The sequence below is a fragment of the Chitinophaga sp. SYP-B3965 genome, assembly GCF_009647655.1.
GTDB lineage: Bacteria > Bacteroidota > Bacteroidia > Chitinophagales > Chitinophagaceae > Chitinophaga.
On record NZ_WJFD01000006.1, the window covers coordinates 245,133 to 265,854 of the forward strand.

General features: G+C 45.2%; 16 protein-coding genes. 8 read left to right on the forward strand and 8 right to left on the reverse strand.

Annotated features, from left to right (window positions below; all coding sequences use genetic code 11):
- Nucleotides 1–11 precede the first annotated feature (11 nt).
- From GFS24_RS25880 to GFS24_RS25890, 3 genes are read left to right on the forward strand one after another with little or no spacing between them, the layout of a single operon-like run.
- Nucleotides 12–1,064 carry a hypothetical protein gene (locus GFS24_RS25880; RefSeq protein WP_153664814.1) on the forward strand — a complete coding sequence of 351 codons (1,053 nt, stop codon included), beginning with the start codon at nt 12–14 and terminating at the stop codon, nt 1,062–1,064.
- 18 nt (nt 1,065–1,082) lie between these two features.
- Nucleotides 1,083–2,075 carry a hypothetical protein gene (locus GFS24_RS25885; RefSeq protein ID WP_153664816.1) on the forward strand — a complete coding sequence of 331 codons (993 nt, stop codon included), beginning with the start codon at nt 1,083–1,085 and terminating at the stop codon, nt 2,073–2,075.
- Nucleotides 2,076–2,125: 50 nt separating this feature from the next.
- The gene (locus tag GFS24_RS25890) at nt 2,126–4,024 is read left to right on the forward strand and encodes a gamma-glutamyltransferase family protein (RefSeq protein WP_153664818.1); all 1,899 of its coding nucleotides are present in this window, start codon (nt 2,126–2,128) and stop codon (nt 4,022–4,024) included.
- On the opposite strand, the gene GFS24_RS25895 is transcribed toward GFS24_RS25890, so the two are convergent.
- Nucleotides 4,025–4,810: a DUF5995 family protein gene (locus GFS24_RS25895; protein WP_153664820.1), complete on the reverse strand. Its 786-nt coding sequence runs from the start codon at nt 4,808–4,810 to the stop codon at nt 4,025–4,027.
- 30 nt (nt 4,811–4,840) lie between these two features.
- Nucleotides 4,841–5,983, reverse strand: coding sequence for a methionine aminotransferase (locus GFS24_RS25900; protein WP_153664822.1), 1,143 nt, complete (start codon nt 5,981–5,983; stop codon nt 4,841–4,843).
- A 50-nt stretch (nt 5,984–6,033) separates the two neighbouring features.
- On the opposite strand from GFS24_RS25900, the gene GFS24_RS25905 reads away from it, so the two are divergent.
- Together GFS24_RS25905 and GFS24_RS25910 are read left to right on the forward strand one after the other, a co-directional pair.
- Nucleotides 6,034–6,921: an SMP-30/gluconolactonase/LRE family protein gene (locus GFS24_RS25905; protein WP_153664824.1), complete on the forward strand. Its 888-nt coding sequence runs from the start codon at nt 6,034–6,036 to the stop codon at nt 6,919–6,921.
- A gap of 31 nt (nt 6,922–6,952) precedes the next feature.
- The gene (locus GFS24_RS25910) at nt 6,953–7,342 is read left to right on the forward strand and encodes an SWIM zinc finger domain-containing protein (RefSeq protein WP_153664826.1); all 390 of its coding nucleotides are present in this window, start codon (nt 6,953–6,955) and stop codon (nt 7,340–7,342) included.
- Here GFS24_RS25910 and recB read toward each other — a convergent pair.
- Genes recB through GFS24_RS25940 form a run of 6 tightly spaced genes read right to left on the reverse strand, consistent with a single transcriptional unit; the run spans nt 7,305 to nt 19,229 of the window.
- Entirely contained in the window at nt 7,305–10,673 is a 3,369-nt protein-coding gene (recB, locus tag GFS24_RS25915; RefSeq protein ID WP_153664828.1) for an exodeoxyribonuclease V subunit beta, read from the reverse strand. The two genes, GFS24_RS25910 and recB, sit on opposite strands and share 38 nt — an antisense overlap.
- Nucleotides 10,666–13,836, reverse strand: coding sequence for an exodeoxyribonuclease V subunit gamma (recC, locus tag GFS24_RS25920; RefSeq protein ID WP_153664830.1), 3,171 nt, complete (start codon nt 13,834–13,836; stop codon nt 10,666–10,668). Before recC ends, recB begins: the two co-directional genes overlap by 8 nt.
- Nucleotides 13,836–15,581 carry an exodeoxyribonuclease V subunit alpha gene (gene recD / locus GFS24_RS25925; protein WP_153664832.1) on the reverse strand — a complete coding sequence of 582 codons (1,746 nt, stop codon included), beginning with the start codon at nt 15,579–15,581 and terminating at the stop codon, nt 13,836–13,838. Before recD ends, recC begins: the two co-directional genes overlap by 1 nt.
- Nucleotides 15,582–15,614: 33 nt before the next feature.
- Nucleotides 15,615–16,550 carry an ABC transporter ATP-binding protein gene (locus GFS24_RS25930; protein WP_153664834.1) on the reverse strand — a complete coding sequence of 312 codons (936 nt, stop codon included), beginning with the start codon at nt 16,548–16,550 and terminating at the stop codon, nt 15,615–15,617.
- A 16-nt stretch (nt 16,551–16,566) separates the two neighbouring features.
- Nucleotides 16,567–17,568 carry an HNH endonuclease gene (locus tag GFS24_RS25935; protein WP_153664836.1) on the reverse strand — a complete coding sequence of 334 codons (1,002 nt, stop codon included), beginning with the start codon at nt 17,566–17,568 and terminating at the stop codon, nt 16,567–16,569.
- Nucleotides 17,569–17,579: 11 nt separating this feature from the next.
- Complete coding sequence (locus GFS24_RS25940; protein WP_153664838.1) at nt 17,580–19,229, reverse strand: glycoside hydrolase family 9 protein; 1,650 nt, start codon at nt 19,227–19,229, stop codon at nt 17,580–17,582.
- Nucleotides 19,230–19,308: 79 nt separating this feature from the next.
- Between GFS24_RS25940 and GFS24_RS25945 the strand changes: the two genes are divergently transcribed.
- Genes GFS24_RS25945 through GFS24_RS29020 form a run of 3 tightly spaced genes read left to right on the forward strand, consistent with a single transcriptional unit; the run spans nt 19,309 to nt 20,720 of the window.
- Nucleotides 19,309–19,848 carry an RNA polymerase sigma factor gene (locus tag GFS24_RS25945; protein WP_153664840.1) on the forward strand — a complete coding sequence of 180 codons (540 nt, stop codon included), beginning with the start codon at nt 19,309–19,311 and terminating at the stop codon, nt 19,846–19,848.
- Entirely contained in the window at nt 19,845–20,270 is a 426-nt protein-coding gene (locus tag GFS24_RS25950) for a hypothetical protein (RefSeq protein ID WP_153664842.1), read from the forward strand. The genes GFS24_RS25945 and GFS24_RS25950 overlap by 4 nt, the downstream gene beginning before the upstream one ends.
- Before the next feature lie 24 nt (nt 20,271–20,294).
- Nucleotides 20,295–20,720: a hypothetical protein gene (locus GFS24_RS29020; protein WP_173003200.1), complete on the forward strand. Its 426-nt coding sequence runs from the start codon at nt 20,295–20,297 to the stop codon at nt 20,718–20,720.
- The last annotated feature ends 2 nt before the right edge of the window (nt 20,721–20,722 follow it).

Here is a 20,722-nt window from a genome sequence, read left to right on the forward strand (position 1 = left end):
AAGTTTCTGATATGAACCTGAGCGAGTTTACTACTTCTCTCACTACCCCTGACAATGGTTATGGCCAGTTCCTGCAAACTAAAACAGGTGGAAAACTACATGATATCATCCGGAATGAAGGAAAAACGGAGAACCTGCTGGCGAGTTTCTTCTGGCAGATCATGATCAGGGCTATGGGAATACCCATTGATGCTGAAATGTATGTTGTTCCTCATGGTAATGCACAATATAGCTTAGTGCTTTTTGGTCCGAACGAAATGGAACCGCGGTCCATTTCCCTGGTGGACGAAACAGATAAGGAAGATCTGCTGGAGGGTTATGCGCTCTGGCGGCATCAAATGCAAAACGATCTAAAACAGGTAGATAATACAGGGTATTTGCAGGAAATCATCAGTCAGGTAGATGAAGATTATGCGATAGAGATCAACCGGAAGATGAACATGCAGATGATATTTGCAACAAAACCCGAAATTGTTTATACGGATACGCTCCTTACCACGCTTGGTTCTCCCTGTCCTGTAGTTACTGCTGCCATTGGCGGCAAACCGCTTTCTACCGCAGGCATCTTTACTTCAGATAACCAGGGAAGATTTGGCGCTACGGTAGCCTGGCATTCCGTAAAAGACATCCTTATCAATACTACGCAGATCTATATCAATGATGAAAGCGCGCAGATCGTTTCTACAGACCAGATATCAGACAGTTGTTTTGCGGTTTTTGACCAGCCCGTTGTAAAGTCTGCTTTCAATAATATAGGCGGTACCTTATCCGGTCTCTGCCCCAGGCCATATGATCCTGTTACTTTCCAGGGCATTACCTCTGGTTTCAAACAAACTATTATTACGGGTTTGTCTCCTGATATTCCCTGTGTATTACCATATAGCCAGTTAAAAGTAATGACGGCGCCTGAAACCAATCCCGGGGATTCCGGCGCAGCATTGATAGACCGGGATGGCAAGGTAATGGGATTCTCTTTTTACAGAACTGCTATCAACCAGCAACCAGAATATTCCTGCTGGATCTGGGCGGACTCTGTTTATAAAGCACATAATTTAATGTACTAACCATATAAAACGTGTACTATGTCATGGATAACTGACGTGTTCAAGAAAAAACCACAGGAGTGGTTCTACGGAAAGATCCCGGCTGCGCAGACACCGAATGATGTTGAACTGCGGGAAGTAAAAAGAGATGAAGAATACCTGCACATTTATCTGAAATCCATGCGGATAGGGTATGCGCGCAGAGGGCTGAAAACTTATTATGGCGCTGTGCATAGTTATATCTCTTTATTGCATCGTTCCGGGAAAGCAAAGTTCAATGTGGTAACCACCCCGGGAGATTTACAGGAACTGGATTCCAAGCGCATCTACAATGTGCTTAATTTCAATAAACCTTTACTGGGACCCATTCCTTTCAGGGGTGGCAATGTGGAAGTGGAGATCGGTTTATTCTCTATTGAAGCAGCTAACCTGGCTAAACCTTTTATTTCGCTGTTAAGTGAAATGTCTACCCTGGCAGGTGTTACTTTTATCAGTGCCGCGCTTCCTTATGCAGGTGCTATTGAAAAAGGTATTAACCTGCTGGCAGGTGCTTCTGATGAATCGATACTGGAAATAGGTATCTCTACGGCATACAATAAAATAGAAACAGGTTATTATGCCGTGATAGCAGCCCATCGTGATAAAGTAAATATCAATGATATCCGCATAGCGAAAGATTTTGCCATTACAGACGCTAATGGAACCAGCTTTTCCGATTACCCCTATATTGTATTTGAGGTGTTCACCAGTACCAAACGGGACGACTGGTTTGACATTCCCGAGATCTCCGGTGCTTACAAGAAATTGCAGGAAGATGTGAACAAGGCAGATTATTCTGCAGCCAAAGAATCGCTGGCTGCTTTTAAAAGAGCCGTGTATTTCTCTAATGACCTGATACGCAAGGATTCCGAGGAGATCTTTAAGCAGGTGAACGATGAAGTGACGGGTTTCCTGGGTGCTACCCAAACGGGTACCCGTTCCCTGGAAAAAGCGCCAGGACTGAAGGAATTAAAGGACTTTAAAATTTACTGATATTCGGCGGGTATTTTCTTAATTTAGTATTCAACATATCTAAATCGAACATGTACCGCTTTTTATTCCTTTTGGTTCTTATACCCGCTTTTCTAAACGCTCAACAGAAACCCACACAGAAACCGCCTTTGCACGGTAAAAACTGGATGGCCATTACCGGCAAACCGCTTGCTGCTACAGCTGGCGCCATGATCTTCCAGAAGGGAGGCAATGCTGTGGATGCTGCATGCGCTATGCTGGCTGCTACCTGCACCATGTGGGATGTACTCAGCTGGGGTGGCGAAACACAGGCATTGATCTACAATCCTAAAACAGGGAAGGTGATCGCTATCAATGCCATGGGTGTTGCTCCTACAGGTGCTACCGTTGAATTCTTTAAAAAGAAAGGGTATAGTTTTCCACCGGAATATGGTCCGCTGGCTGCTACCACACCAGGTACACCGGGTGGCATTTGCCATATGCTGGCGAATTATGGTACACTCAGTCTGAAAGAAGTGCTGGCCCCTGCCATGGAACTGGCAGCGGGTTATCCTATAGAAGCGCAAACCGCCAACAGTATAGAACGCGGCAGGAAATACATTGAAGAATGGCCCTACAGCAAAAAAGTATTCTTCACCCATCCGGGAGAGAAAAGAGTAGCGCCTGCTGCAGGAGAGATCTTTGTGCAGAAGGACCTGCTGGCTACGCTTACTAAAATGGTAGAAGCGGAACAGAATGCCCTGAAGAATAAAAAGAGCCGTAAAGAAGCTATAATGGCTGCTTATGATCGTTTCTACAAAGGAGATATTGCACAGGAATTTGTAAGAGGCAGTAAAGAACAGGGTGGCCTGATCACGATGGAAGACCTGGCAAAATGGAAACCGGTTGAAGAAGAGCCGCTGCACGTGAACTACAAAGGCATTGAAGTATATAAATTACAGGAGTGGACGCAAGGCCCGATGTTACTGCAAGGGCTCAATATCCTGGAGAACATTGATCTTAAAAGCATGGGATATAATTCTCCTGCTTACATTCATACCATCTATCAAACCCTGAACCTCACCTTTGCAGACAGGGATTTTTATTATGGCGATCCCCGCTTTTCTCCTAAACCTCCTATCAAAGGATTGCTGAGTAAAGCCTATGCAAAAGAAAGAGCGAAAGAAATTGATCCAACTAAAAATAATCCCAATACACAACCGGGAGACCCCTACCCTTTTGAAGGGAAAAAGAATCCTTTATTACATCTGTTGCCAATAAGAGATGCCTTCACTGATTCCACCGGCAATAAAAAACCAGACAACTTTGTACCGAAACATGATGCAGTGGCTTATCTGCAACAGGCAGACAGTGCTTATGCAGATCGTTTATGGCGTGGCACTACCAGTGTGGAAGCTGCGGATAAAGAAGGCTGGGTAGTTTCTATCACACCCAGTGGCGGATGGATGCCGGCTTGCATTGCAGGGCGTACTGGCGTGGGCATGAGCCAGCGTTTGCAGAGTTTTGTACTGGATTCTGCTTTGAGTCCATTTAATGTGATAGCGCCAGGTAAAAGACCACGGGTTACTTTAACACCTTCCATGGCATTGAAGGATGGAAAACCTTTCCTCTCTTTTGCTGTGCAGGGTGGAGACACACAAGATCAAAACCTGTTACAGTTCTTCCTCAACATGGTAGAATTTGGCATGACGGTGCAACAGGCTACAGAAGCGGAGAATATCAATAGCAATCAATTGTGGCTATCCCTGGGCGGCACGAGTATAAAAGAGCGTCAGCCAAAACCGGGGAGTATCCTGCTCAACAGTAATACACCGGAGAAAACGAGAACAACATTACAGGGCATGGGGTATAAGCTCAGTTTTACGGAACGGAGCAGCGGGCCTATCAATGCCATTTTCTTCGACCGGGTGCATGGCAGCCTTTGGGGCGGCAGCAGCAACCATGGGGAAGATTATGGGATTGGCTGGTAGTTATGCAGCCTTTTGATAATGAAAGAACTTCTTCTTATAATCATATAAAGCCTGGATGATCTTCCGGGGGCTTTTCCATTCAAACAGGAAGATGATAAAGGTGGTGATCTTCACAAAACCTTTGGGGCTTTTCAGTGCGTCTGCCAGTTTCTTGATGGTCTGATCCCTCGCGGCCAAACATTTCACTCTCTCCTCGCCTGTTTTGCCGGCCAGCTCTTCCGCAAAACTCCATGCACCATCCCGCGCATTGGAGATGCTGAATTGTATGAGGATGGATTCCCCGTTATTGGCATGCATGCCTACCAGTGATAATAAAGGAGAGATCCGGCTGATCGCATTCGTGACTTCAAATGTGAGTGAACCGATAATGGTATTGATGCTGATAAAGTCTTTGTGTAAACCCTGGATATCCTGGCCTACTGCACAATCCACAGCAGCTACGCCCAGGTCATAATTGATATGTGCATTCATGCCCAGCAGCAATTGTTGCAAGAGGATCACCGTGGGTTTCTTTGTAGCGAGGAAGGCAGATTCCCAGGGGCCGGAAGGTTTCTTGTTCTGTTTCCATTGTTCTACTGCTTCCAGGTAGCGGTTAGCAAAGAACACATCCAGCCTTTCCATGCGTGCGCCATCTTCAAACTCATTGTTGAGGATACCCTCTTTTACTCTTACCGTTACTTTGTAATAGAGGGAAGCGAAGAAACCGATGCGGCTGTTCGTTTTAATACATTCTTCAATTAACTGTTCCAGTTGGAGGATGACCTCATCAATGGTGGTAGCTGCCATACAATGGTTTGCTTTTTGGGGTGAATAAAATTATACTTTGATCAATCGCTCTACGGCCATTTCCAGCGTTTCTTCTTTCTTCGCAAAACAGAAACGGATCACTTTATGATCTCTGCCGGATTGATAGAAAGCAGATACCGGTACGGTGGCCACACCAAATTCTTTGGTGATCCTTACGGCAAAATCCGCATCGCCTTCTTCACTGATCCGGTTATACTGGTAACACTGGAAATAACTGCCGTAACTGGGCATTGGAGAAAACCGGGTGTTAGACATCAGCTGACGGAAATGATCCCGTTTTGCCTGCATAAAACTACTGAGCTGCAAATAGGAATCCTTATCCTTCAGGAACCCTGCCAGCGCTACCTGCGATGGGGTATGGCAGGAGAAGCAATTATACTGGTGCACTTTCCTGAACTCCTGCATCAATGCGGGGGAACTGATGCAATAACCCATCTTCCATCCGGTGCAATGATACAACTTTCCGAAAGAGAAGGTCACGAAACTGCGTTCCAGCAGGTCCGGATAACGGAGGATACTTTGATGCGGGATGTTATCATAGATGAGGTGTTCGTAGACTTCATCACTGAGTATAAAGATATTGGTACCTTCTACGATGGACCTTAGCTGTACAATATCGTTTTCGCTTAATACAGAGCCTGTGGGGTTATGCGGCGTATTGAGCATGATGAACTTTGTGCGGGACGTTATTCTCCTGCGCACTTCTTCCCAGTCAATCTTATACTCAGGGAATTGCAGTTCTATCAGTACCGGCACGGCGCCATTCACTAATACATTAGGTACGTAGCTATCGTATGCGGGTTCAAAGATGATCACTTCATCTCCGGGCTGCAAAACGGTAGTCAGCGAAGTATAGATGCCATATGTGCCGCCGGGTGTGATGGTGATCTGTGTATCCGGGTTAATGGTGGTGCCATAGAGGTATTGCACCTTTTCGGCAAGTACTTCCCGTAACGGCAGATGGCCCTGCATGGGGGCATATTGGTTAAACCCTGCCTGCATGGCTTCGTTTACTTTTGCCACCAAAGCCTCGTTCATGGGGTAGTCCGGGAATCCCTGGCCGAGGTTTACCGCCTTATGTTCATTTGCCAGGGCACTCATTACACTGAATATGGTGGTGCCGGTATTTGGAAGTTTTGAAGAAATTTGCAAGGTATATTGTTTATTTTAGTCAAAATCGTCCTCTAAAATAGTAATAAGCTATGAAAATTATCATTACACTGCTCCTTTCCACGTTAGCAGCTTATTCTTACGGCCAGCAAAACCCTGATCTGGTGGCAGACAATGCACAACCGGTACTGGTGTCCAAACAATTCTCTTTCACAGAAGGCCCGGCCCCTGACAAGCAGGGAAATGTATTCTTTACGGATCAGCCAAATAACCAGATCTGGAAATATAGCACAGATGGCAAACTCTCCCTTTTCCTGGATAGTGCCGGCCGGTCCAATGGTTTGTATTTCGATAAAAAAGGCAACCTGATCGCCTGTGCGGATGATAAGAATGAAATGTGGTCTATCTCCCCTTCCGGCAAAGTAACCGTGCTGATGACGGATTACCAGGGAAGGAAGTTTAACGGGCCTAATGATCTCTGGATCACCCCTAAAGGCGGTATCTATTTTACAGATCCTTATTATCAGCGTAAATATTGGGAAAGAAAGAAACCGGACCTGGATTCACAACGGGTTTATTTCCTCGCACCGGGTAAAAGACAAGCCATAATGGTGGCAGACAATATTAAAAAACCGAATGGTATTGCCGGCACCAAAGATGGTAAGACATTATATGTTGCAGACATCGGTGATAATAAAATATATAAATACAAGATCAATAAAGACGCCACACTTTCTGACGCACAGCTTTTTGCAAATAAAGGCGGCGATGGCATGACAGTAGATGAAAAAGGGAATGTGTATATCTGCGGTAATGGTATCACGGTATTTAATCCAAAGGGAGAAGAGATCCTGCATATAGCGGTTCCGGAAAAATGGACAGCTAATTTATGTTTTGGAGGAAAGGACAGGAAGACGTTGTTTATCACAGCATCTGAAACGGTGTATACTTTGCAGATGAAGGTGAAGGGGGTTGAATGATAAGGAGTATCTTTGATAAATAAAAGTGCAAATGACTATTGAGAATTTTGAACAACATGTAGGTCTTGATCAGCTGCAAAAAGGCTTAGCCTATTACAGCAAAGGATCTGTGCATCACCTGGAAACGAAACAAGCCGGTATGTGGCAGGCTACCATTGCCGGCTCAGAAGTATATACGGTAACTGTTACCCTCAGCGATAAAGAGATCAAAACCGTTAGCTGTACCTGTCCGCATCAGTCGGAACATTGCAAACATGTGGTGGCGGTGTTGTATGCTATTAAGGGAAAGTCCGATAAAGTGAATTTTGTTGAACTGGTGCATAGCATTCCTGAAGAGGAACTAAAACAGTTCATCATTGCACATGGCAGTAATTATGAAGGTTTTAAGAATATCTTCCTGGCGCACTTTGCGTCAAGATAGTTTCCAGTTCCAATATGCGTTCGTAAGCAGGCTTAGTGACAAAGATACCCGTATCTCCTTCTTTCCGTACTCCTCTCACAAAGAGATAGATCACTCCCCCAAACTGTGTTTCATAATCAAAAACCGGCAGGCGGCTTTCGAGGTATTTTTTAGCGGCTACTGTGTAAATGAGGTATTGCAGGTGATAGTTATTTTCGTTAAGCGCTGCCGCCAGGGCTTCCGGGGAATAATCCGGCAGGGAGAAACCGAGGTAGTTGGATTTCCAGTCCAGGATGTAATACTTTCCTTTATGTTCAAAGAATAAGTCCATCTTCCCATTCATGATACCTTCCAGCTCTCCGCCGTTGAGTTTCACGAGAATCGTGGAAGAGGTATCCGACAGTCCGTTCAGTTTTTCTGTTTCAAATACAGTTACCGGGAAATCAAATTCAAACTCTGTGATCCGCTTGCCAAATGCCACGGAAGATAAAGAGAATGTTTCTCCCTCTATATGAATAGTGGTACCCAGCACATGATCCAGTAACTGGCGCAACATGGGGAGATATAATTCCTGCTGGCCCGGCGCAAAACGGCGTACTGTTTCTTCCAGCCATTTGCCCCAGCGTGTATCATCTATAAAATTCACGTTCTCAAACAGGTAGTGCAGGAGGTTACCTGTTTTGGCGCCTCTTCTCAGGGTATTGAAAATGAAAGTATCATATTCATTTTCCTGCGGCAGGGCGCGTTCCCTTGGTGTGCCTTCATGTTTGGCCGCCAGCATGGTGTAACTCATTTTCCGCCAGTGTTGCTCTCTTAAGCTGAAATGTACCGGGGTTGGGGTTGTTCTTAAAGGGGCTGGTATATTTTCACGGTAGCGGTAACCGGTAACCGCTGGTGTTTCTGTTGCGGCATTGATCAGTATATCATCCGGCTCTAAGGCTTTCAGGAATTCCAGCAAAGTGGAAACGTAATAGTAGCTGTTCCGGAAGATGTAACATTTATAGACCGCGCGGGTAATGGCTACATATAACAAACGGCGGTTTTCCTGTTCAGCCTGTTGCTTGTACCATGTTTCCTGTTCTTCTGTGAGTTTGCTTTTTTCTGCTGCCACATAATCTCCCGTTTCCGGATCACGGTAACTCACCAATACGATGTTCTTACCCTCTCCAAAATCCAGGAAGGGGGCCAGTACAATTTTATACTCGAGGCCTTTACTTTTATGAATGGTAACGATCTTTACCGCTTCTTCATCACTTTCCACACGCAGGGTGTATTCATCTCCATCTGTGGCCATGCCATCAATACCACGCTTCAGCCAGGAGATGAGTTCCGGCATGGATAAGTCTTTGCGGCTTTGTGCCTGGTGTACCAGTTCTATCAGTTGGAACAGATTCGTCATGATCCGTTCCCCGTTCTCTGTTTGCAGCAGGGTGTTGCGGACATCAAAGTCGGCCACAAAATCCATCATGGCGGTGTAGATGCCATCCTGCGTCCAGCGGTTTTTGTAATTGCTGAATAAACCAAGGGCGGCTTCATCATCCAGGATGAGGATCTCTGCTACGGTGAGGCCGGTGAAAGGAGATAATAAAGCGCGGTTGATGGAAGAACGATCCGGATCTATCATGGCTTCCATGAGGTAGAGCAGGTACGTTGCTTCTTCCGTTTGTAATACTTTGGCATCATCTATCGTAACCGCAGGGATACCCAGTTTTGCCAGTTGTGATTTTACCTCCATCCCCTGCCTGCGGCTTCTTACTAAGATACCAATGTCTGACGGGCGGATGGGTTCGTTTTCTATGCGATGTAAACCGGGTTGTAATAACAGGGCTACCTGTGCGCCTACGGCTTCTATCAGCTGTTCACTATTGGGTAATTTGTAAGTTGTGATGGGTACATCAGGTGCATCGTTCTTGTAGAAGAGTCCTTTCGTGTTCTTCTCCGGACTATCTACTGCCATGTATTCAATTACATCTTCCTGCCCCTTAAAATAGAAGGTATCAAAATCAGGTGTTGGCAGGAAGAACTTATTCATGGCCTGGATGAGCGGAGCCGAAGAACGGTAGTTCCGGTTCATGCTGTAGAGGTTGCTCACACCATCACGGGCTTTGAAATACGTGAAGATGTCTGCTTTGCGCCAGGCATAGATACTTTGTTTGGGATCGCCGATATAGAAGAGGATGGTGCCTGTGCCGAATGCTTTATCGAATATTTCATACTGCTGGCGGTCCGTATCCTGGAATTCATCTACGAAAACGGCTTTGTATTTATGCTGCATAGCTGCTATCAGTGCAGGATTATCCTTTTGCACCAATGCTTTGTGCAGGTTGCTGATCATATCATCGTAACCCAGCAGGTTATTCCTTTGTTTAAAGGCCTGTACTCCTGCAGTTACTTCACTGATAGCGAAACATTGCAGGCGGATGTGGATCGCATTGCTGATAGCCCTGTAAGCTTCAGCAGCTATTTCTGCCTGATCTGCCAGGTCCAGTACATCCTGGTATAGTTTGGGGATGTAAGCTGAAGTTCTTTTCTTCAGCATCTCGCTTACAAAAGTAGCAGGTGTGTCTAATAACAGCAGCAATGATTTCTTAGCATATCCGTTGCTTTCGCTGAGTGTTTTTAATCTTGCGGTATGGGTGATGATATATTCCAGTACTGCTTCCTCAGCTTCTTCTTTCTTTTGTGCTGCGGCGGTTAATTCCTCTACCCATTTATCCTGCTCTGCTGCTGTGATGGTATAGTCTGCCGTTTCATCAAAACTGAGGTATTTTTTCCCACTCAGGTGTTCTATAGATGCCTGAACGATATTTTCCATCAGGCTTTTGCTCCAGATCTGCTGCAGGAGTTCCACTTTCAGGGTGGTTACATGTTTGCGCCAGAAACGCTGCACTTCCTCTTCTACCAGCTTCTGCGGATCTTCCAGCATTTCCGCACCAAACAATTGATCTGTTTCAAAAGCGAACTCATTCAAGGTCTGCTGGCAGAAACTGTGGATGGTTAATACAGATGTTTCATCCAGGAAGAGCACGGCTTCTTTTAAAACCTTTTGGGGATCAGCTGCCTGTTGCACCAGCTTTGTGATATTATCATCCTTGATGGGTATGCCTGTACTTACTTTATATGCGCTGCGGATAAACAAACGGATCCTTTCTTCCAGTTCGGCTACGGCCGCTTTGGTGAAAGTTACCATCAGCACTTCTTTGATAGAGAGCCGTTGTTCCAATACCAGTCGTAATACCAGAATGGCAATAGAATATGTTTTACCCGTTCCGGCACTGGCTTCTATCAGGTTGCTTCCTTCCAGCGCTACCGTGGCGGCATCAAAATCCTTGTATGTATTCTTACTATTCATGATAGCCCGGGAATAATTCTACTAATGGTACGATCAATTGGGTGCAGATGAACTTATACGATTCCAGTACGGCCGGATCTGCAAATAAGCCATCGTTATATGCTCTCAGGATGTAAGGTTCATCAAATGAACTGAAGCCGTTCAGTCGCTTGTCCACCATCTTTGTAAAAGCGGAGAAATCCAGTTCTTCCACGATCTCTGGTTTGATATCAAAGTCAGGAGAGAAAGGTGCGATCAGGCTGAAACCTTCTTTGTAAATAGTGATCAGGGTGTTTAACCGTCTGAGGGCTTCCCGCTGTGTTAAACGTTCTCCTTCATACACTGCTTTTCTTTTAGCGCCTGAAATTAATGCTACGCCATTCAGCACACCTCCCGCTGCTCCAGCCAGGTAACGGATGTATGCTTCCACCAGGTATTTCGCTTCGTTCTTTGACCAGGATACCTGTACGTACCGGCCATCATACACATGCTGAATATTTCCTCTTAATATGCTGCTTCCTATATTTAGTTCCACCGGTACGATCTCCGGTTCCCTGCTACGGGTAACGGTTTCGAACATGATCCTTACGGGTGCTGCTTTCTCTTCTGCCTGTTGCAAAGCCACTTCTGCCATGTTCTTTAATGGCAGCGCACCTGTTTTTACCAGCTGCGTTTTCAGTGTGGCCATGTCTTCTTCCTGCAGGGGCAGCAGTTCATTCTTCAATGACCATTCCTGCAAACTATCCAGGTTGAAGATCTCCGTATCGTTGAGCAGGATCTGTTCTTCACTGTAATAAATACCGAGTACTTTATTGTAGTACGCTTTGAAAGGGTTCTTGAAAAACCGTACCAGGTCTTCCAGGTTAATTTCCTCAAAGCCGAAGGGATTAATTTCTTTACTATCATCCGTGATCTGCTTTCTGCCGGCAGACCTGTTATTGAGATAGCTATATAACCGTTCATCGCCCATGGCATATTTCCGGCTGAAACTTTGCAGGGGGTGCAGTGTTACCAGCTGATCCCTTACACCTTCCGGTTCCGTTGTACCCGAGGCGATGTAATCGATCAGTTCATCTACTAATGCAGATGGTGGCATGCGGGTATTGTCCTTCACACTCTGGCCAACATAACTGATGTAGAGATATTCTCTCGCAGAGAGGATGGTTTCCAGGAACAGGTGTTTATCGTTCTCCTTCACATTCCGGTCTCCCCGCTGGCGGTTCTTTTCCATCAGGTTGAAACCAGCAGGCTGCTCCTTCCTGGGGAATTTATCATAATTGAGACCCAGCAGGGCCACTACTTTAAAAGGAATACTTCGCATGGGGATCAGTGAGCAAAATGTGATACCACCATTCACGAACAGACCGGAACGGGTGTTGCCAGTAAGGGTTTGCAGGAAGCTATAGCCAAATACATCAAAGGCTACGGCTTCACCCATGTATTCATTCAACAGGTTATAATCTGTGAGCTGCTGCATGAGGGTGTTGTAATCCTCATCTATATCCTCCTGTGGTTCATATATGAGGTTGTGCAATACACTTTCCACATACAATACCCATTCATTGATGGTACGGGTCTTCTTTCTTTCCTTTACTGCATCCATCAGTACTTCCACAAAATGACAGAAGCGGATCACTTCCTGTGCAGCACTGCCTTCCAGTACATCGATGGGATAAAAACTATTCACGCCTTCTCCATACTCTTCTCCCCCACTCATGCAGATACCATACATAATCCTTTTAAGACCATACTGCCAGCTGATCAGGTATGTTTCATCTTCCAGTTCCCCTTCCATACCAAAGCGGATATTAGCTGCATCTACTACCCTTCTGATCAGTGAGATGTTTTCAATCTGGAACCTTTTGCGGATGTAAGAGGAGTCCAGCAGCTGCAGCACTTCTTCGGCCTTAAAACTTTCTTCGCTTACCTGCAGGATGGCGTGAATAGCATTGAAGAGGTTATCGCTATCTGCATAACTTTCATCTGCTATTGTATATCGGAACTTATAGGGCGCATTATTGAATACGGCTTTGATGTAGGGCGCGTAACTGTCTATATCACTTACCATCACTACAATATCCCTGGGGGAAAGAGATTCCTTTCTTTTATCCACCAGGTATACGAGGTAATTATATAACACCTCTACTTCCCTGGCTACGGTGTAGCAGGTATTGATGGTAACGGAACCATCTTTGATATCTTCTGTTGTCAGCGGGTGGCGGTCTGCAGTAGCACTTACAAATACATCGTGCTGGATCTTGCGTAATAAACTATCCGGCTCCGGCTCTACGATCTCCTGATCATCATAGGCATTGATAAAAGCATCGTACTTAAAGAACAAACCGAAAGTATCCTGCACTACCCTGCCCCAGCCAGTGATCAGGGGATTACCGGCTGCTTCATCCATCACTTTATCTTTCCAGCGGGCCAGTTGTTTTTCGCTCTTGTCTTCAAACCAATAAACAGCGGGTGCGGGATTGATGATATGAAAATGTATATCGATAAAAGAAGACACCTCATGCAAGATCTGCACGTGATAAGCGGTGATAATGGACAAACCGAACAGGTGAACTGTTTTCATCCGTTCTTCCATCACAGCCCGTTTATCCGGATCTTTCAAGGCATCCAGGATGTAATGCCCTATCATGGTTTTATCCGGCAGGGTATTCCCGGAAACAGCCTTTGCTTTTGCCCAGAGATATTCCTGCCACTCTGTGGTTTTTAAGTTGCCGTTATTCCATTCCCGGATCATTTCCGGACGGTAGATCTGATACTGGTCGAACAAGTCAGCTGCTTTCTCCGCCAGTGCCATACGTTTCAGGTCCTTATCTGAACCGCTGTTTTCATAATAAGCAGCTACCGTGGGGAAACGTTTGGAAAAATCCTTTTCTCCCAGCAGTTGGAATAACAGCCAGGTTAAGTTCTGTGCAGAAAGTAATTCTGTATATGGCCCTCCCAGCAGAAAATACAGCTGGTGGATGAGATCATTGGGTTTCAGAAAGCGGCAGTTGGCAGCAATACCGTGATGCTCCGCGATCTGCATTTTCAGCCAGTTGTTCATCCCCTCCGTTTGCGTAACGATCAGGTGAGGTTCAAACACACTGTTGCCGGACTGTTGCAAGTCCTGCGAAAGTACTTGTGCCAGGCTTTCCAGCGAATTTGAAACTTTTAGATATAATGCCATTAGCTTTCTATAAATCTTGTTGCGATACCGGATGCTCTTTCTACAAAACGTTGTGCTGCCAATAGTAACAGGGCTTCTGAAGCCTGCACATATACTTTTGATCTTGCCCTCGTAACAGCCGTGTATAACAATTCCCTTGTGAGGATGGCCACTTCTGTTGCCTGCGGGAGGATCACCAGTACTTCGTTAAACTCTGAACCCTGGCTTTTATGGATGGTCATGGCAAATACTGTTTCTGCATCTGTGAGGTATCCGGGCAGTACAGCTTTCAATTCTCCTTGTCCATCTTCAAACCAGGCCATCAGTACACCATTTGCATCCGGACGAATAATACCTGTATCGCCGTTGAATAAATTATGCTCGTAATAATTCCTGGTGAGGATGATAGGGCGGTTCTGATAGAACTCCACATTCGCCCTGATCAGTTTTTTATCATGCAAATATTTCTCTATGGCTTTATTGGTAGCGTACAAACCTTGCTCACCCTGCCTTACGGCGCATAGTACGCGGAGGGCATTCATCTTTTTGAGGGCTTTCAGCACATCCGGCTCTTTTATGAATGCTTCATATCCTGCAATGAATTGTTCGAATAATTCTTTGTCGTACGCCTGATCTATTACTACCTGTTCATCTGCTCCGGGTTGGAGGAATTCCAGGATATTGTCTCTGTTGTTCTGGATAATGGCTTTACTGAATTTCCCGATGCCTTTATCATCAGAGAAACGGTGACTTCTTCTTAACTCTACCAGGTGTTGGAATAGCGGGTGTTGATCATTTGTGCTTTCGTGTATTTGGCTCAGATTTGCGCCGAATTTGTTGATGAGCTCTTTGCGTTCTGGTGTAAAAAGATTCATCGCGCCCTGTGCCTGGCACAAATCACCAAAGAAACTTCCTGCTTCTACAGATGCCAGCTGATCTTTATCTCCCAATAGTATCAATCGTGTTTTGGGACCGATGGCATCCAGCAGTTTGGCGAACAGGGCCACATCTATCATGGAACATTCATCTACGATCACTACATCGTAGTTGAGCGGATTGGATGCATTATGATGGAAGTAGGGACTATCCCGCTTTGATTTCAGCAAGCGGTGAATAGTTCCGGGGCTGAGGGACTGGAATTTTTCATTCTTAAAGCTGCGGAGGCTCTCTGCCAGCCTGGCTGCGGCTTTACCTGTCGGGGCGGCCAGCACTACTTTCAGGGCAGGATCTATGCCGTATAAGATATTCAGGATCTTAGCCACCGTGGTGGTTTTCCCTGTACCGGGGCCACCGGTGATGATGGTAAAATTATTGAGGATACCGGTGATAGCGGCTGCCAGTTGCCAGTCAGGTTCTGTGTTTTTTGTTGTGAATTGTTTGCGGATGAGGTCAGCGTGTTCTTCCAGCTGTGCCAGTCTTTCTTCTTCCAATACTTTCTCCGTTTCCAGGGACTGGTAAATGCGGCGAAGGAAAGTTGTTTCGTACCGGAAATACCTTTGCAGGTATAACCTGTCCTGGAACAGTACGAAAGGCTGATCATCTTTACCATCCTTTGCTACCAGCGCTACTGTTTCCAGCGGTGCGGTTCCTGGCACCATGTTAGCACAATAAGGAGGTAACTCTCCTGACTGGTCCAGCAGATCATCCAGATGCAAACAAATATGCCCCTCACTGATCTTTTTGGATAAGAGGTAAGCGTATGGCTTCAGGATGGGTATATTAAAATATTCCGCGAACTGTTGGTGAACGTCGTTTATGGTGAACATATATGACAGGCTTCTTACTAATATAAGAACTTTTTACAGGAACCAGGCACCTTCCTGGGGGACTGCTATGTATAGCGTGCCTCCTTTGGTCATGCCGTTCTGATTTGTTTGTACCGTGATGGTTTGGTCTGCGAGTTTTACTTCCAGCTCCCAGGCACTTCCGAGAAAGGCTACTTTTTGTATGATCCCTTCCAGTGCAAAACTGCCGCCCTTTACGATCTTAAAGTTCTCCGGGCGCACAAACAGTCGTTTTGGGCCTACGAGGTTATATTTTCCGAATAGTCCTGCTACGTAAGCATCAACAGGCTGCTGATAGATCTCTTGCGGTTTTCCCTGTTGCACAATGGCCCCGTCTCTCATCACGATGATCTCATCGGCCCAGGAAAGGGTATCCAGCGGATCGTGGGAAACGAGGATGCAGGAGATCTTCAGCTGTTCCCCTATATCGTGGATCACGGATTTAAGGGTATTCTTGTGGATGAGGTCCAGGTTGGAAAATGGTTCATCCAGTAATAAAAGCCTGGGGGCAGTGATCAGCAGTCTTGCCAGCGCTATCCGTTGTTTTTCTCCGCCGGACAGCTGGTCATTTTTCCTTTTCAGGAAGTGATCTATCTGGCAGATCTTGTAGAGGGCGTTTGCATCTTCGTCTGATAATTTGTTGGCGTAAGAGAGCAGTTCTTCCACCCTGTAATTGTTCCGCAGCTCAAAGTGCTGGGATAGATAGGCGATGCCCGGATGGCCGGGTATCAGTTTATCGTTGGGGCCTTTTACTTTCTGGTCTTCGAAATGCACTTCGCCGGAATCAGGCTGTACCAGCCCGGCAATGATCTTCATTAAGGTGCTTTTGCCGGAGCCTGATTCGCCGGTAATGGCGATGTTATAAAATGGCTGTTGCGTAAAGCTGATCCCTTTCAGTGCAAAATCCTCTCCTTCCTTCTTTTGTATGTCTGATACTGTTAGTAAGTTCATTTCGGGCTTAAAAATACTACTTTTTGGGCTCTTGTGGTGGAGAAGGGCTTTTGAAATGTTCTTTATAATGCCAGTCGAAAAAGGCTTTTGTGCTTTCATTGTAAAAAGAGCACTTATTGCCTGTGAGTGATGAAAGCAATGAATTCACAGCTTCCGTTACAGGTGTTTTTTTCATATTCACTACTTTACCTTTCCGAACAGAGATATATCCTTCTTCATACAATCCATCACATCCCATTATACACATGGGCATTACGATATTTCTATTTATTCTTTCCTTCAGTATGCACTTAGAACGTTTTTTAATATGTGATGCCCTCAGGAGAGAAACAGGATAAACTTTATTACAAATTCCACAGGTACCGATATGTTTATCCCGGAATAACAACTGTTTCAAATACTGCTGTTCCACCCGCATGTCTACCAACACTTTCACATTCGTTCCTGTTAATTTAGAAAGCCTCCGCTCTACCTCCAGAAATCTCTTTTTGCTTACTTCATTCACAGGTGCTCCAGCGGGCATTTTGAGAGCCTTCAATACACGCTGGCTTTTTTCTTCATCCAATACATTAAATCCCTGAATCTGTTTATCAACCGCATTATATCTTGCTGCTTTATTAATCCTTCTGACCGCGATATCTGTAGTTTTAATATCTGTGAGGAAGTAGATATATTCCCATGTGTCGCCAATATCACTGTTACCCCAAAGTGCCTCTGCCAATGCCTTGTTGTGCAATGTCAACGTGACTATGCCTGTTGTAAAAATGGTCTTATTCTTTGAAAAAAGAGCAATATCTCCTCTGGTGATCCTTGTCCATTTTTTTTCATTCAGTCCATTCCTTGGCTGAACTCCCCAGACCTGCAGTTTTCCTGAAGGATAGAACTTACGCAGTTCCTTTGCTTCCTCAGGGGTAACGAAAGGCAGCACTTTCCTGAGGCTAACTGAATTTTCAATTGTATTTCGGAAATTGCTTTGGGCTATGAGATTAGCGCACGGCTGCAGGATTATTTTGCTCATGGTTTTGGCTTTTATTTACGCTTTGTGTATCCTGCGTTGTCCTTCAAGGCCTCCAAAGCATTGGCGAGATAAACGATAGGCGCATTCCAGTTGATCGTAATCTCGTTGGAGGCATAGGCGCAATCAATATCCGAATAAGCCAGTTCCGGTGCGGTAAATTCATATTTACATTTATCCTGCATACCGGGATTAGGACCTGCGGCCAATAAACCAGGCACAGGATCTTTGATACCATCTGCCACAGAGGGGCGATGGTGCGGATGCATAGTAGATTTAGTTCCGATGCCTGTTACAAAACAATAACCGGTGGCATTTCTGCCTAAGAGATAATCCAGGTTGGATAAGGCGAGGTTTAAGTATTTTTTGTCTCCCGTTAACTTATAAGCATTGATGAGCAGGATACCCTGGTTGCCGGCATTGGAATTTGATCCCCAGTTGAAATCTCTTACGGATTGGCCCATAACGGTTTGGAAGGCGGTCAACTTCGTTGCGTATCCGTTTGCCATGGTTATTATCTTTTCTTTTAGTTTTGGTTCCTTATTGAAGCGTAGCAGGGTGTAATAACCCAGCATGGCTACGTTTGACCACGTTGGCAGTCCTGCATCTATGATGGCGGGTTTGTATTTTTCCTCTTTAGTAGTGATGTATAACTCTACTCCTGCCCAGAACCATTCATCTTTAAAATACTTATCGCCATACGGGCCAGTGGTAATAGCCGGCTGGAAGTTCCGCTGATCATATTCCATATCGGGATGTAACTTTGCCCACTCCCATGCTTTCTCTGCTGCTTTTAAGCAACTATCTGCTAACCTTTTGTTGTATTGTTTTAAGATCCTGCTGGCCTGTGCGGTTACTGCTGCAAAGTCTAATGTAGCAGCGGTGCCTTTTTGTACAACATAACGTGGTGCTTTTGTAACGCCGGGCATTACCATTCCGTCGAAGGCTGCATTGGTGCATTTGTTGTATACACCTCCGTCATTGGGATCCTGCATGCTGAGCATCCAGCGGAGGTTGTAGATCACTTCGTTCAGGATATCCGGGATGGCGTCTTTGCTTTCGGGGATATTGGTGTTTATTTTTGAATAGTACGCGGGGAAATCTTCATAGGCAGACAAGAGCGTGCCCATGGTAATGCCTGAATTCACGATATACTTATTATAATCTCCGGCATCATACCATCCTCCGGGAGATGAGATGACTGTTCCTGCGGGGCGTTTTTCATCTGCTGCGGATGGATGAATATATACTACAGTATCGGGATGGCCTGCCGGGCGATGCCATTTGCCGGCATATTTTTCCTCCAGGGGCATGGATACTCTTTGGTAGTAGAATCCTTTCAGTGTGGCAATAGCTACTTCCCTTCCGACATCATTGCTGATCTTAAAAATTGGGGAGTTACCTATGCCGGGGACATTTACGACAAAGCTGCCTTTTGTTGTGAGTTTTGTGAAATCCGCTATCCGGGTTTTTGTATCGGAATTAGTGGATTGCTTTTCGTCGCTTAAGTTACCGGAGAAAACAGTGTCTTTTTTATCTGCGGTGATAACGTAGAACTTAGATGCTGCAGGGCTGTTGGTGATCACGGCTACTTTTGGGGCCTGTGGGTAAAAGCCAGCCTGGTTGAGCATGATGGCGCTGATGGAGAGGGAAATTAGAAACATATATCAATATATTAAAAAAAGCCCGGTTTTTAAATTAGATTTCCTGCAACATTTTCCGCCTTCACCCGTCAAATAAGCAATGAATCCGAATCCGGCAGACAGTCAACTGGTTAATAAAGCATTGAGTGGAGACACCCAGGCTTTTGGTGCCATTATTAAAAATACGGAAAAGCTGGTGGCTCAGATCGTTTGCAAGATGATCCCTAACGTGGAAGACAGGAAAGACCTGGCGCAGGATATCTATTTAAAAGTATACAAACAACTGCCTGGTTTCCGGTATCAGGCTAAACTTTCTACCTGGATAGCCCAGATCAGTTATAATACCTGCATGGATCATCTCAGGAAGAAAAAGTTATTGCTGCCGGGAGAGATCGTACCGGAAGGAAGTGAGGTGTTTGTCTTTTCAAAAGATGTTTCCTCCATCTTAAATACGGCTATCGATCAGTTATCACCCGTTTATAAAACACTGATCACTTTATATCACCAGGAGGAATTAAGCTATGAAGAAATAGGCCAGATAACCGGACTGCCGGATGGAACTGTAAAGAATTATTTATTCAGGGCAAGAAAGGCTTTAAGAGAATACCTGACGTTTCACTACAAAAAAGAAGACTTATGATACATCTGACGGATATGGAAATACAGGAATATGTGCTGGATAAGGCTACCTGCAGTCCGGATATTGTTGCACATATGAAAACTTGTGATACCTGCAGGGAGGTGGCGGGAGCTTATGAGGTATTGTTTGTGGGTATGAAAGCACAGGAGGCAGCCGTTTTTGATTTTGATGTGAGCGCTCTTGTGTTGAGAGAATTGCATAGAAAAGAACGAAAACCCATCCCTGTTTTCGCCATGCTGATAAGCATTCTTTGCGCAGGCGGATGTTATTTCTTTCGGAATGATATATATGGCCTCTTTACCGGCATACCGCCGCTTCTCCTTTATTTTATTATTGTCTCCACAGCCGCAGTGGCTTTATTCCTGCTGGCCGATATGTATAAAGGTTACCAGCAAAAAATGACGATCCTGAACCGTTTTTAATTTATTCATTCTAAGAAAAAAAAGATGAAAAAGATACTTTCCATATTCATAGTAACGCTTTCCCCCATTCTTCTCTACGGACAAGATTACTACCGCCTTCCGGACAACCGTTATGTATCCCAGCAATTTGTTACGCTGCCGGCGACTTTGATCGCGCTATACCTGGTTATTAATTTTATCCTCAAACTCATTAAAACAAATCTTGACCATCGTCTCAAATCTAAAATGCTGGAGAAAGGTGTTCCGGAGAAAGTTGTTGAACAGTTTTTGCAGCCTGGTCATAAAGATGATCGTACCCATGCTTTTAAATGGTTCCTCCTGCTAACCGGTATTGGTGCAGGATTATCCATCGTATACTATTCACTCCCCATTGGGGTTCACTCTATGGCTATCATGGCGTTCTGCATTGCATTGAGTTATCTCGCTTATTTCCTTTACCTGAAAAAATAAAA